Below are 12,929 nucleotides of genomic sequence, written 5' to 3'. Positions count from 1 at the left end.
TTTTCCTGCACAAAGAGACAAGCCCGAGCAGGTTTTTCTTTCATTCAATTACTTAATGGATTCCAGGCTTGAAGTGACTTTGTATGTGTTTTTTCCTTCTTTCAGGATAAACTCGCGTTTCACCTCACCAAAGCCTTTTACGAAGTATGTTCTGTAAACGGCACCGTCTTCACTTTTGCTTTCAAATACAACGGCTTTCTTGAACTTTTTATAAGGAGTCGACACAGTGGCTTGTGTGCTGACAATCTTGCGGCCATCTACTTTATCCCCTTTTTTCATTGGAAATTTCAAATAGACGGATATCGGTTTCAACGCCCGCAATTGCTTTACGGTCGGCTTGTATTCTTTGTAAAATTCCGCTTCTTGTTTCACCAGTTCAACCCGGTTTTTGCTTAAGCGGTAAACCCGCAGCACTACTGTCCCTCCATTATCTTCATACAGCGCCACGTGATTTTCTTTCAAATATTCCGTGCGGATTGTAAGATCGGCATATTCATTGCCTTTGCCTTCGAAATGAGCTGTTGTTCCATCTTTCATAAAATAATCATAGGCTTGGAGGCGGTGTGATTTTTTTGCTTGGATTCCTACGTCATTGCTCAATGGCTGAACTGCAGCTTTTGAAACATCCGTTTTCGCCGCTGCAGTACTTGGCGGCATACTGGCGAAAACACCCAAAATCAAGACGACAATAAAAATGCCTGACTTCATCAAATGCTTCATTTTTCTCCGCTCCTTTTTCGAATTAGACGTGCAGTAATAACGGTAGTTTCATCAACAGAACCAAATAACAAAATAAAAATATAGCGTCAAGGCGATCTTGCCTTGACGCTATATTTTTACATATGCAACGATTTGTCATAAATCGGTTTTACATGCAACTTATAATGTTTCTGCACTTCTTTGAAATCGTAGATGCGGCCTTCGCCCTCTGAGCGTTCAAGCTGTTCGATATGCTCTTCAGCTAAATCAGCCAAATATTTCCCGATTGCCACCTTGTTCGGGTACCTTTCATTTACTTTCGCAATTAATGATTCGTCCAGCATTTGATTGAATGCATAATAGACTGCAATATTGACTACTGTCAATTCCTCGCCAGTCGCATTGGAGATAATATAATAATTGCCGAACTTATCTTTCAACAAATCCCTTTTCGCCTGAATATCCACAGTAATCTCCTCCTTCTACTTCCATCTCTTCTCTTTTATACCCTTTTCCTTATAAAATTAGACCTTCTGCTTCATCTCTATTTTGAATGTTTTTTAAGCATTTTTCCTGTTTTTTTATTTTTCCCTTTCAATTTTGTTTTACCTTATGGAATTTCATACTTGAAAAAGCTTTCCTATAGTTTAGACGAACATAAAAAAGCCGGCTTTGAAAGCACGGCCATTCTATTCATTCGAAATCCACACGCATTCCTTCTGTTTTAAGGACACATTTGACGGTCCAAAAAAGAACTTTCATATCAAATTGAAAATCTCTGTTTCTGGCATAATATGAGTCAAAAACCACTTTCTCGAAATTAGAGATGAAATCGTGGCCTTTCACTTGAGCGACTCCTGTAAGGCCTGGCCTCAGTTTGTTCACACCCATTTCTTCCCGCATACGAATGAGTTCATATTGGTTATGGAGTGCGGGACGAGGCCCTACAAAAGACATCTCCCCACATAGTATATTCATAAGTTGAGGCAATTCGTCCAAATTCGTTTTGCGCAGCCACCTGCCAAACCGTGTAACGCAATCTTCAATATTTGAATGTTTCTCTATTGATTCTTCTGGCAAATGCAAGATCATGGTGCGGAACTTGTAAATCTCGAATATTTCCCCTTCTTTGCCAATACGTTTTTGCCGGAACAAAACAGGACCTTTGGAATCCACTTTGATGATAAGGGCAATGGCTATGAAAAGCGGAAAGAGAAGAACCAGTGCAATCAACGATATGCAGAAATCAAATATTCTCTTAGAGATTCCATACATTTTATCCTCCCCCAATATTCAAAATATATACACTTATCTTAGGAGAATAATTTTTTCAGACTATTTATTACTCGATTTTGATGTACTTCGCTTAAACTGGAACTTGAAGGAAGGCATAGTCCTTGCTCAAACAGCACATCACTTATCGGCTTTTCATCTTCAGCGGAGAAAAATAAACAGTCTTTGAAAATCGGCTGCTGATGCAATGGTTTCCAAACATGGCGCGTTTCAATATTTTCCGTACTTAATGCAGACATGATGTCGCTTGGAGTCAATGAAGAAAGGCGAGGATCTATTGTAAGAACGGACAACCACCTGTTGGAATAAGTTCCTTCAAGTTCAGGCTGGAACTTTATAGCGTCAATGCCGCTTAACCCTTCTTCGTATTTCCTATAGACGCTTCTTCTTGCAGCAACCCGGTCTTCTAAGACTTCCAACTGCGCCCTTCCAATCCCTGCAAGAATATTGCTCATCCGATAATTGAAGCCTATCTTACTATGCTGGTAATATGGGGCAGGATCTTTTGCTTGAGATGCCAAGAACCGAGTGTACTCAATTGCCTTTACATCATCCGAAACAAGCATGCCTCCGCCCGATGTTGTAATAATCTTGTTTCCATTGAAGGAAAACACTCCAAACTTTCCTAAGGTTCCACTTTTCTTTCCTTTATACGTCGATCCTAAAGATTCTGCAGCATCTTCAATGATCGGCACTTCATACTCATTACAAATCGCAAGCAATTCATCCATTTTGGCGCTCTGGCCGTATAAATTCACCACAATAACGGCTTTTGGAATTTTCCCTTTCTCAGCAACCTGTTCGAAAGCTTTTCGCAAAGCTGTCGGCGACATATTCCATGTTTCATCCTCCGAATCGATGAATACCGGCTCAGCTCCAACATAAAAGATCGGGTTGGCACTTGCTGCAAAAGTTAAACTCGAACAGAATACCAAATCCCCTTTGCCGATGCCAAGCAGCTGCAAAGAAAGGTGGATTGCTGCTGTACCGGAAGAAAGTGCCGCTCCGCTTTGCACTCCCACATATTCTGCAAGTTCCTGTTCAAAGCGATTGACATTCGGACCGATAGGAGCAATCCAATTTGTATCGAAAGCTTCGTTGATGTATTTCTTTTCTTTCCCTGTCATATGAGGAATCGATAGGGAGATATATTCCTTGTTCTTACTATTAGATATATACATTGTTTTTTGATCTATCGGCAATAGTGTCATAATATATCCCCCAAGTCATATTTCATCTTATTCTCTCCTTTATAGTCATTTGAATACCTTGCATCACTGAGCAAAAAATCCATTCGGTCAGGTTTTTTCAAATTTAAAATGTTAAATCCAATAGAGGAGAAAATTCATTTTGTCCTGCTTTTAATCTATAAAAATAAAGGATCAGTTTTAAAATTTCTTGAAGATATTGTTGGAACAGCAAAGGCCTATCACTAGAAAAGATACCTTCTCCCCGCCAAATTGTTTATAACCAAGTGAAAATCTTTTTCTGTGAGATTTGGAATTTTATCGACAATACGAATATTAAAAGTCATATCTCTTCCGAAAAGATATTCCATGGTATTATGTATCGATTCGGTGATGGCATTTGTGTAATTTTCCGTTCCTTCTATAAGGACATCAATTGATTCTTCCGTATTTTGTATAAACTGAATTTTGTTTATCTCTTCAGGGAAATCACTCCAAATTCCAGAAAAGTATATCGAAGTGAACTTTCCGTTACTTTTTGATTGAAGATATTCAGGGGCGGGGGCATTGAGGGATTCAATAACTGGATGTATTGATCCACACTTGCATTTTGTTCGATTTTTTGTAAGCTTTAATTCGTCACCGATATTGTAGCGGATGAGTGGTGTACCTTGAGTAGTGAAACAAGTAACAATCAATTCCCCTTCAACCGAAGACTCTAATACTCCTGAAAACAGATTGTAATGAAGTTTTCCTTTGACACATTCCGAGAAAAGAGGCATGCCTTCCGACGAAAAGTATTGATCACGAATGGGACATCCAAATGCTTCTTCAATTTCCCTCCTGTAATGTGAATACAGTTTTTCGTAAACAGTAAAAATAGCAATTGGCTTGAATGATAGAATGATTTTATTTTCGTTGATATATTTAGCGATTTTGAAAAGAGCCGACGGCAGCCCATCGATAAAGTCGGGCTTATACTCCTCCAGATCCGAAACAAACAATTCAGCATTTTGTTCTGAACAATAATGAGCTGAATACAGTCTTTGCTTCATGTAAAAATTATTTCTCCACAACATTTTTTTCTGTTGTTTCTTCGAAATCAGCCACTTGGAACTGAATGAAGCACGTTTCATTTCCAAATTGATAGCACCATGCTGTTTCCTGAAAAAATCCCGTAGTGCCATTCTTTTTTGTATATCCTCTTTTGTAAATAGGAACTTAAGTGGCTTGCCCGTTTTATTCGATGCCAAGGTTCTTATTATTGAATTTTTGTGATTCGTATGGATAAGGGTAATATTTTCCTCCAATGTTTCTTTATCAAGAACCGGCAACTTCTTCAGATCTTCAATTGTTTGTATTTCTGCTATATCTATCCCTTTATAGAAGTCTTTATAGAAAGGGCTGTTGTTTACAGCATGCTGAATAAGTTTGCGCAGTTCCTTCTCTTGATACTTGCGGACCTCTTCTTCTTCTAAATGTTTATTATTGGCCAGTTCAATCAAATGAGAATAATAAACATCTCCATACATATTTTTTGTCTTTCTATAACCCTCAAGACTAAGTAATATATTTTGCAAAAAAATAGGAGCGTTTTCATATACTCGTCTCTGCAAGGTATGCATCCACATATCCTCCTAATTGTATTTCTATTGCATCGAGCAAATATAAATAGGGGTATCCCTATTCTCTCTTTCAGTAGCACCTCGCATATTTTATATTCTGTGCAACTCCCCTTCTTGTTTCCAATTCTTCTTCCATCTTTCTTTTTCCATTTCAGTTCTTTGGGATTTTCTATTGGCTAAACTAAGAAGTTTATCTTTAATTTCCTTTTCTGACATGTATGGAAGATTTTTAAGAACAATATTCATTTCACCCATACTAATAGGAGTTGATTTTCCGATGTAAATCTTTGGAAATATTTTTTCGGATTGAATTTCGCTCGGGTCAAGAAGTTCTTCGTACATTTTTTCTCCAGGGCGCATACCGGTAAATTGAATTTTGATATCTTTTTCTTCATAACCGGAAAGTTTAATCATATTACGAGCCAAATCCACAATTTTGACTGGCTCACCCATATCCAATACAAATACTTCTCCTCCATTAGCAAGCAGCCCCGCTTGGATCACTAATCGAGAAGCCTCCGGAATTGTCATGAAATACCGGGTCATTTCCGGATCTGTTACTGTTACTGGACCGCCTTTTGCGATTTGTTCTTTAAATAGAGGCACTACACTTCCCCTGGAGCCAAGAACGTTGCCAAATCGAACGGCTGCAAATGTCGTTTTACTTGATATGGCTAGGTTTTGAATGATCATTTCAGCAAAGCGTTTCGAAGCACCCATAATATTTGGCGGATTTACCGCTTTATCAGTTGATATCATAACGAAATTTCCTACGCCATATTCATCTGCGGCTTCTGCAACATTTTTTGTTCCGAAAATATTGTTTTTAACAGCTTCTATCGGGTTAGCTTCCATAAGCGGAACATGTTTGTGTGCGGCTGCATGATAAATAATATCCGGTCTATGTTCTTCTATTATTTTAAAAATACGCTCCCTGTCCTGAATGTCAGCAATTATAGGGATAATCTCTGTCTCGCTCAAAAATTTGCCGCGCAACTCCTTATCAATGGTGTATATGGAATTTTCTCCATGCCCAAGCAATAGGATTCTCGCTGGTTTTAACACACATATTTGCCGACATAATTCTGAACCTATCGATCCTCCGGCACCAGTAACCATAATTGTTTTATTCGATAGTTTTTCTTCTATTTTTTCCATATCCAGTTTTACTTCTTCACGGCCCAGTAAATCCTCAATCTTGACGTCCCGAATATCATTAACGGTGATTTTCCCGGATATCAAATCTTCGAGGCGAGGTATGGTCTGCGTTTTAACGCCGGTATCAATACACGCTTTAGTTAGTTCCGCCATTTCTTTTCTGGATAAAGATGGAATTGCAATGACAATTTCTTCAATTTGATTCTGAATTACAAGGTCCGAAATATTTTCCGTCGTTCCCACTACTTCTATGCCATGGATTTCTAATTGCCATTTTCTCTTATCATCATCTACAAAAATTACCGGGTTCTTTCCCCAAAGAGGATTTTGCTTCATTTGTTGTGCAATCATTCTTCCTGCTTGCCCCGCTCCGATGATCATTGTTCTGCTAGACTGGATATTTCTTCGTTTGATCGAGCTTTCATTAAAGACTCTCAATGATAGTCTGGAGGCGCCGAGCAGCAAAATAAGCAGCATCCAAGTCAATAGCAAAGTTCTTAAATATAAAACCTCAGAGTAGAAATATTGCATAACAAGGGCCACAAACAATGTAAGAGTAACTGCTTTGGCAATCGACTTTACTTCATCAACTGAAGCATAGGACCAAACCTTGCGATACAAACCATAATGCCAAGCGAAAGAATGATGGGCAATGAAAAGAGTAATAGTACTTACTAAAAGCATTCGATCCCTTAACACATTTTCAAAGGGATACAAAAATAACGCACAAGCATAAATCGAAGAAAGAATGATCAGCGAATCGATGAAAAATAATGAAATAATCCTCTTTCTGATAGTCAATTGAATTACCCCTTCTCATTCTTCAATTTGGAAAATTTCAACTCTCATAACTTTGATAGTATTCACTATTTTTGTTTTTAGGGTAGTTGTTCAATACGACGCCCAGGATAAAGGCTTTTGCTGTAGCCAAAGCATCACGCGCTTTAGTGACGCTTTCTTTCTCTGTCTTTCCTGTATTAACGATTAAAACCGTTCCGTCGCATTTGTTTGCTAAGATTTTAGCGTCGGTTACCGCTAAGATTGGCGGGGAGTCAAATATAATAAGGTCATACTTCTCTTTGAGTTCATCAATCAGCCTAGTCATCACTACCGAATCAAGAAGCTCTGCTGGATTTGATGGGATTTGGCCACTCATCAAAAGGTCTAACCCGCGGATTCCGCTCTTCTTTATGGCGTCTTGAAGATTCCCTTTTTCCAGAAGCAGGTTGGACAAGCCCACTTTGTTGCTCATCCGGAACGTATGGTGCAAAGTCGGGCGTCTCATATCGGCATCAACAAGCAGCACTTTTTTCCCGGATTCCGCAAAAACAATTGCAATGTTCCCGGAAGTGGTTGACTTCCCTTCTTCTTTTGAGGCTGAAGTGAAAAGCAATGTTTTCATATCTACGCTCGGAAGTGAAAAATTGATATTGCTTCGAATTGTACGGTATTGTTCAGTTACGATCGAATTAGGATTAGTACGAGCCACCAATTTTCGAGTTGCTAATGGCTTGCTTTTTTTCGATTTCAACATGTTCCTTCATCCCCTTTTCATCATTTACAGTAGTTTTTTTCACAGCTTTTTCTGCTTTAGAAGAATTGACAATCCCAAGTACATGAAGGCCGATAATCTCTTCAATATCTTCCTCTGTGCGAACTGTCGTATTCATTTGATCCAGTAAAATAACAAGCCCTAAACTAAACATAAACCCGACAACTGCACCGATTGCCATATTCAATAAAGGATCTGGTCTGATTGGTTTTGAAATAGCAGGCATTTCTGCAGGAGACAGGATTCTAACATTATCAATGTTCATTAAATTTTTAATTTCTTCTTGAAAAACAGATGCTATAGTATTGGAAGTTAGAACTGCATTTTCCATAGAGCCGTCTTCAACATCAATTTGAAGAATCTGAGATTTTTCTGCACTGCTGACTGTAATCCGCTCGTTCAATGTGGCTACAGTATCATTAAGATTTAGTTCCTCAATAACTGCTGCAAGGATCACGGGACTTTTAATGATACCGTTGTACGTACTGATCAATTGAATATTGGACTCTATATCCAAAGCTTGGTCTCCTGTTGCTGAACCTGCAGTCTGATTCACAAGGATTTGAGTGGAAGCTTGATAAACGGGCTGAAGGAACTTGTAGCTTAAGACACCGCTTAATACTGTGAACAGCAAAGTTATAATTATTATTAGCGGAAGCCTTTTCTTTAACCTGTATAAAAATTCTTTAGTATTGAACGAACCTTCCATTTAATTCACCTCAAGTTTTTTTTTGTTTATTTTTCTTTGAAATTGTTTCTCAGCAAAATTTCCGACGTAAAGAACCTTTGAATATTTTCCTTCATAGGCATTCAACATCATGATAATCCAAAGCACTAAACCGATAGGCAAAAGGGTAACTTCCACTAACCAGCCCACAATCGGCACCATTCCTGAAACTGTAAACAATGCAAAAAAGATAAGCGATATGCAAATGGATTGTGTGGCATGGAATCTGACAAAGCGATTTTCCTTTTCGAAAAACAGAATGATGATGCCTGTAATGAACCCGAACAGATATGTTAGAGATCCAGTGATGTTTTCCGATAAACCTAATGACGTCCCAAGAGAATTTCCAGCATTCAGCTCTTCGGTTCTTTTGAATACAGTTTGTTTTTCTAAACTGCCAAGGTTTTTTTTCTCTGGTAATTTAATATGATTTCCAACCATTTTTCTTCCTCCTTTTCATAAATCATTTGACCTAATGCTATAGCCGTGAGGTTAAAATGAAGTTAAATAATTTAAATATTTAAATTATTTCTGAAGGCACAAAAAGGCTCTTTCATTTCTGCCAGGAATGACAGAAATGAAAGAGCCCTTTAGCTGTTAACCGAATGAGAATTTGTATCCAAAGCCGCGCACCGTTTGTATATAAACTGGATTTGATGGATCTTTTTCTACCTTGCGCCTTAAATTGCTTATATGCACTTTCACTGTTTGCATATCTCCTTCCGAGTAATACCCCCAAACCCGATCGTATAATTGTTCTGCTGTCCACACACGATTAGGGGTTTGGGCAAGAAGCAACAGCAATTGAAATTCTTTATGATACAACCTTACAGGCTTTCCAGCGATGTAAAGTTCTCTAGCGTCAATATGGATATGCATGTCTTTGAATTCCAGCACGGAAAGTTTCTCTTCCTCACCGTTCGACCAGCCATTCCGCCTAAGTATAGCTCTTATGCGAGCTTCCAATTCATTGAAATCGAAGGGCTTTGTAATGTAATCGTCTCCACCCACTTCAAGTCCTTGGATTTTATATGTCAGTTCTTTCCTATAGCTGACGAAAAGAATGGGCAGCTTTGTTTGCATGCGAATCTGCTCGCACACTTCAAGTCCGTTCATTCCCGGCATTTCGATATCAAGCAAAACTAGATCCGGTGTCTCTTTAGCCAATATTTCCAGCGCTTTATAACCATCTTCAGCTTCAATTGCCCGGTACCCCTTTTTGAGAAGGAACAATCGGATCAATTCGCGGATTCCATCTTCATCTTCAATAATCAAAACAGTAGCGGTTTTCATAAGCTTTCCTCCAATTCTCGCATTAAAAACTTAATGGCAAAGCAATGTAGAAAATGCTGCCTTTTCCTTTTTCACTTTCAGCCCAGATTTCCCCTTTGTGCGAAAGGATAATTTCTTTCGCTATCGCCAGACCAAGTCCACTGCCTTTATAGTCGGAAGAATCGCCTTTCTTGAAGAAGCGGTCAAAAATGTGAGGAAGTACATCTTCGTCGATGCCGCAGCCTGTATCAGCCACTTTTATAATTACTTCTGCATCGAACCCTTCATGTTCCAGCACAGCCCCATCTTTTCCTCGCGAGAAAATTTCAGCTGATATGGTGATCTTTCCGTCTTGGGAATCGGTATGTTTCACAGCATTCCAAAGAACATTCGAAAACACTTGGTCAATACGGTCAACATCTATTGACATCGTCAAATTATTTTCCCAATTTTTGCGTTCTTTCTCGACATTTTCGAAGAAACGCCCGCTTTGTTTCACATCCGACTCCATTCCCTTGATGATGCGGTCCAACCATTCTCCTAAGCGGACTTGCTGGAAACGCAGCGTCATATTTCCGGATTTGTATTTTCCAAGCTCTACAAGATCTTCTGTCAACCGCTCTAAAAGCAGCAGTTTATTATGGATCATATCCAAATAGCGCGGATTTTTTTCGTCAATTAAACTTTCTTTGACGGCTTGAATATAGCTATGGATCAAGGTGATCGGCGTTCCAAGTTCATGCGATATTGTGGAAAGCATTTCATTTCGGGCCTTTTCAATTTCCTGTATTTCGTCATTCACTGTCACCAGGTTCATATTGGTGATTTCAAGAGCCATTGTCCGCTCTTTTACATTTCGTTCAAGAAAATAATTTAGATTTGTGATTTCCTGCGTTAAACTCCTTAAATTTGCAAGAGTTTCGACACGCAGCAGAAACTCTTCTTTATCACAAGGTTTGATTAGATAGTCATTTGCTCCAGCCGTAAACGCATTGGTCTTTTCTTGGAGCCCCGTTTTATCCGACAACATGAGAATAGGCAGTTCCGTTAATGTGAATTTTGCACGTACTTGCCTGCAAAGTTCATCGCCAGCCATATCTTCCAAAGACCAATCCAGGATAAGCATATCCATCGGCTTGTCTTCCAATATCTGAATCGCTTCTTTTCCTTCTGCTATCCCTGTGACTTTATAGCCAGCTTGCAGCAGTTGGTAAGTCAGCATTTTCCTGTTTATTTCATTGTGTTCTACGACCAAAATACGGATATTCCTTTTCCCGATTTTCCGGTTCACCAACGTGCTGGCCAACTGGGAAGCTGTCATTTCCTCTATAAAAGGTGCTTCCGCAGTCTTTGCCTCTTCTTCATTTTGATCCATATATACTGGCAAGGTAAAACTAAAGGTTGAGCCGACTCCGACTTCCGATTCTACATCGAGCCATCCCCCCTGCAATTCGACAAGCCGTTTTGTAATGTTCAAGCCGATTCCGACTCCTTCAAATTCCCCCTCTTTTTCATTTAGTTCTTTATGGAAAGGTTCAAACAAATTCAGAAGCTGGTCTTCTTGAATCCCAGCACCCGTATCCTTTACCGATATTTCCACTTGTTTCCCGACCTTTTTTGCTGAAATGACTATTTCCCCTGTAGATGTGTGCTCGATTGAATTACCGACCAGATTGTAAAGAATCTGTTCAACCCGTTCCAAATCCGCCACAACTTTCGGCACATCAGCCGGAATAGTTTGATAAAGCTGGACTTCCTTATTTTTCACAAGAGGTGCACATATAGCCAGAACATTTTCAACGACTTTATTCAGTTCGACCGGTTGTACTTGGATATTCAAGGTGTTTTGTTTCAGTTTTGAAAAATCCAATATTTCATTGATCATATGAGCCAGTTTCTTGCCACTCGATACAATCATCCCAAGCTGGCTGTTGATTGCCGGAGGCAAACGCCCAGCTGTCACTTCCTGCAAAGATTCAGCAATGCCGATCATACCGTACAGAGGTGTGCGTAAACCGTGTGAAGTAAATGCCAGCAGCTCGTCTTTTCGTTCAATCGCACGTTCTAACGATTCCATAGCAAGGCGCTGCCGCTCAGTTGCTTTCCGTTCACGTTCCACTTTTTCCTTTTCCCTTACATAAGCTTTATCAGTAATCCCTAATGCAAAAAGAAACACGCCGCCAAGCATTGCTAAGTTTGACCCATACTGCATTCTGATTGTTAATGGCAAGACTCCATATGTCATTAAAATCGAAAGTCCGATGCCAATTGCAAACAAAACCGAAGCAACTGTGAAATACCGGGCAAAAAGTATGCTCCTTTTCCACAGCAAGGCAGATATAGCCAAAACCATAATCATCGACACGAATAATGCAAGCGGCAAAAGCAGCCGGACTGTTTCATATGAATAAAACAGAATTAAAATCAGGATGAAATTGGCAGAAACCAAGATATTGAAGATTTTGTTTGTTTTCGGCATTCTTCGGCGTGCATCTAAAAAACTTTTTGCCAAAAGCAAGGCGAAAATACTGCCCCATCCGGCAAAAAATAATGTAGAATACCGGCTCCACCAATCCCACTTCGGCCAAATATAGGAAAAATTCAACCCTGCCATGGAAGTGATGGCAAAAAACATTGATAGAACAAAAAATACAAAATAAAAATAGCTGCTTTCACGATGTTTTGTAAATTGATGAATGTAATAAAGGATGATGGCTGCGCCTATTCCGCTAAATATGCCGATCAATAGAGCCATATTGCGAGTATGCTTTTCAAAAGCTGTTTGCTCCCAGATTGTAATTGGGAGTTGAAGCGGTCCGGATGATTGGACGCGCAAGTAGTATATTTCGTTTGTACTTGGTTCTGAATTCAGGTCGAAGGCAAAATTATTGTAAAAAGGCTCACTATCATTTGCTGGATTTTGGCGCCCGACTTTTTCTTCGTTATATTCACCAGATTCATTTTGCGAGTAAAGGATGGCACTTTCGATAGACGGTTCACTCAATTCGAGCAGCCAGCTTTTGCCCGGAGCTTCATTTTGCACCTCAAGTTTTACCCAATAAGCAGCAGAAGCATTGTCCGCCTTGTGAACTTGATTTACTGTTGGCAAAAACTGCTTGTCTAAAGGAAAGTGGGTGACTTCTTCAATAGTGAATTCACCTTCGGGATCTTCAAGAAGATTCATTTCGCTGTTGATTTTTAATCGCTCTGTGGTTTCTTGCAGCCTCAGCAATTCTTTTCCCGCTTCGGTCTGGCTGGTTTGAACCCCTGTTCCCCCAAAAAATAATAAAACAAAAAAGATGAAGATGAATTTTATTATGGTCGGGAAATTTCGATAGACAACGGGCATATGCAAACACCTCTACTATTTAAAAATTCGGAAAAATACAAACATTTTAATAGTTTAATATTGTTTT

The 12,929-nt window shown here is 39.3% G+C and carries 11 protein-coding genes; all 11 read right to left on the bottom strand.

The features are described 5' to 3' along the window. Window positions 1–48 precede the first annotated feature (48 nt). Window positions 49–720 (bottom strand): hypothetical protein, encoded by a 672-nt coding sequence (locus FQV30_RS05180; protein ID WP_146499048.1) that lies wholly within the window; start codon window positions 718–720, stop codon window positions 49–51. Window positions 721–836: 116 nt separating this feature from the next. Next, window positions 837–1,166: a hypothetical protein gene (locus FQV30_RS05175; protein ID WP_146499047.1), complete on the bottom strand. Its 330-nt coding sequence runs from the start codon at window positions 1,164–1,166 to the stop codon at window positions 837–839. Window positions 1,167–1,392: 226 nt separating this feature from the next. Further along, a complete protein-coding gene (locus tag FQV30_RS05170; RefSeq protein WP_146499046.1) occupies window positions 1,393–1,974 on the bottom strand; it encodes a sugar transferase in 582 nt (193 codons plus the stop codon). A gap of 38 nt (window positions 1,975–2,012) precedes the next feature. Beyond that, window positions 2,013–3,203 (bottom strand): aminotransferase class I/II-fold pyridoxal phosphate-dependent enzyme, encoded by a 1,191-nt coding sequence (locus FQV30_RS05165; RefSeq protein WP_304608830.1) that lies wholly within the window; start codon window positions 3,201–3,203, stop codon window positions 2,013–2,015. Between the two features lie 221 nt (window positions 3,204–3,424). Beyond that, window positions 3,425–4,804: a phenylacetate--CoA ligase family protein gene (locus FQV30_RS05160; RefSeq protein WP_146499045.1), complete on the bottom strand. Its 1,380-nt coding sequence runs from the start codon at window positions 4,802–4,804 to the stop codon at window positions 3,425–3,427. 90 nt (window positions 4,805–4,894) lie between these two features. Continuing rightward, window positions 4,895–6,763, bottom strand: a complete 1,869-nt coding sequence (locus tag FQV30_RS05155) for a polysaccharide biosynthesis protein (protein ID WP_146499044.1) — start codon at window positions 6,761–6,763, stop codon at window positions 4,895–4,897. A gap of 37 nt (window positions 6,764–6,800) precedes the next feature. Beyond that, window positions 6,801–7,496: a CpsD/CapB family tyrosine-protein kinase gene (locus FQV30_RS05150; protein WP_146499043.1), complete on the bottom strand. Its 696-nt coding sequence runs from the start codon at window positions 7,494–7,496 to the stop codon at window positions 6,801–6,803. Next, complete coding sequence (locus tag FQV30_RS05145) at window positions 7,438–8,223, bottom strand: YveK family protein (protein ID WP_146499042.1); 786 nt, start codon at window positions 8,221–8,223, stop codon at window positions 7,438–7,440. Before FQV30_RS05145 ends, FQV30_RS05150 begins: the two co-directional genes overlap by 59 nt. Further along, window positions 8,224–8,682 carry a DUF4870 domain-containing protein gene (locus FQV30_RS05140; RefSeq protein WP_186725530.1) on the bottom strand — a complete coding sequence of 153 codons (459 nt, stop codon included), beginning with the start codon at window positions 8,680–8,682 and terminating at the stop codon, window positions 8,224–8,226. A 156-nt stretch (window positions 8,683–8,838) separates the two neighbouring features. Beyond that, a complete protein-coding gene (locus FQV30_RS05135; RefSeq protein WP_146499041.1) occupies window positions 8,839–9,534 on the bottom strand; it encodes a response regulator transcription factor in 696 nt (231 codons plus the stop codon). 22 nt (window positions 9,535–9,556) lie between these two features. Further along, window positions 9,557–12,862, bottom strand: a complete 3,306-nt coding sequence (locus FQV30_RS05130) for an ATP-binding protein (RefSeq protein ID WP_146499040.1) — start codon at window positions 12,860–12,862, stop codon at window positions 9,557–9,559. Between the last annotated feature and the right edge of the window lie 67 nt (window positions 12,863–12,929).

This window comes from Planomicrobium sp. CPCC 101110 (genome assembly GCF_007859395.1).
Taxonomy (GTDB): Bacteria; Bacillota; Bacilli; order Bacillales_A; family Planococcaceae; genus Planococcus.
Note: the sequence above shows the minus strand (reverse complement) of the source record. Positions and strands in the feature narration are given on the sequence as shown.

Coding starts and splice junctions, on each gene's coding strand:
- FQV30_RS05170 (WP_146499046.1), bottom strand. CDS start 1,974: ATGTATGGAATCTCTAAGAGAATATTTGATTTCTGCATATCGTTGATT.
- FQV30_RS05180 (WP_146499048.1), bottom strand. CDS start 720: ATGAAGCATTTGATGAAGTCAGGCATTTTTATTGTCGTCTTGATTTTG.
- FQV30_RS05130 (WP_146499040.1), bottom strand. CDS start 12,862: ATGCCCGTTGTCTATCGAAATTTCCCGACCATAATAAAATTCATCTTC.
- FQV30_RS05140 (WP_186725530.1), bottom strand. CDS start 8,682: ATGGTTGGAAATCATATTAAATTACCAGAGAAAAAAAACCTTGGCAGT.
- FQV30_RS05150 (WP_146499043.1), bottom strand. CDS start 7,496: ATGTTGAAATCGAAAAAAAGCAAGCCATTAGCAACTCGAAAATTGGTG.
- FQV30_RS05145 (WP_146499042.1), bottom strand. CDS start 8,223: ATGGAAGGTTCGTTCAATACTAAAGAATTTTTATACAGGTTAAAGAAA.
- FQV30_RS05160 (WP_146499045.1), bottom strand. CDS start 4,804: ATGCATACCTTGCAGAGACGAGTATATGAAAACGCTCCTATTTTTTTG.
- FQV30_RS05135 (WP_146499041.1), bottom strand. CDS start 9,534: ATGAAAACCGCTACTGTTTTGATTATTGAAGATGAAGATGGAATCCGC.
- FQV30_RS05165 (WP_304608830.1), bottom strand. CDS start 3,203: ATGACACTATTGCCGATAGATCAAAAAACAATGTATATATCTAATAGT.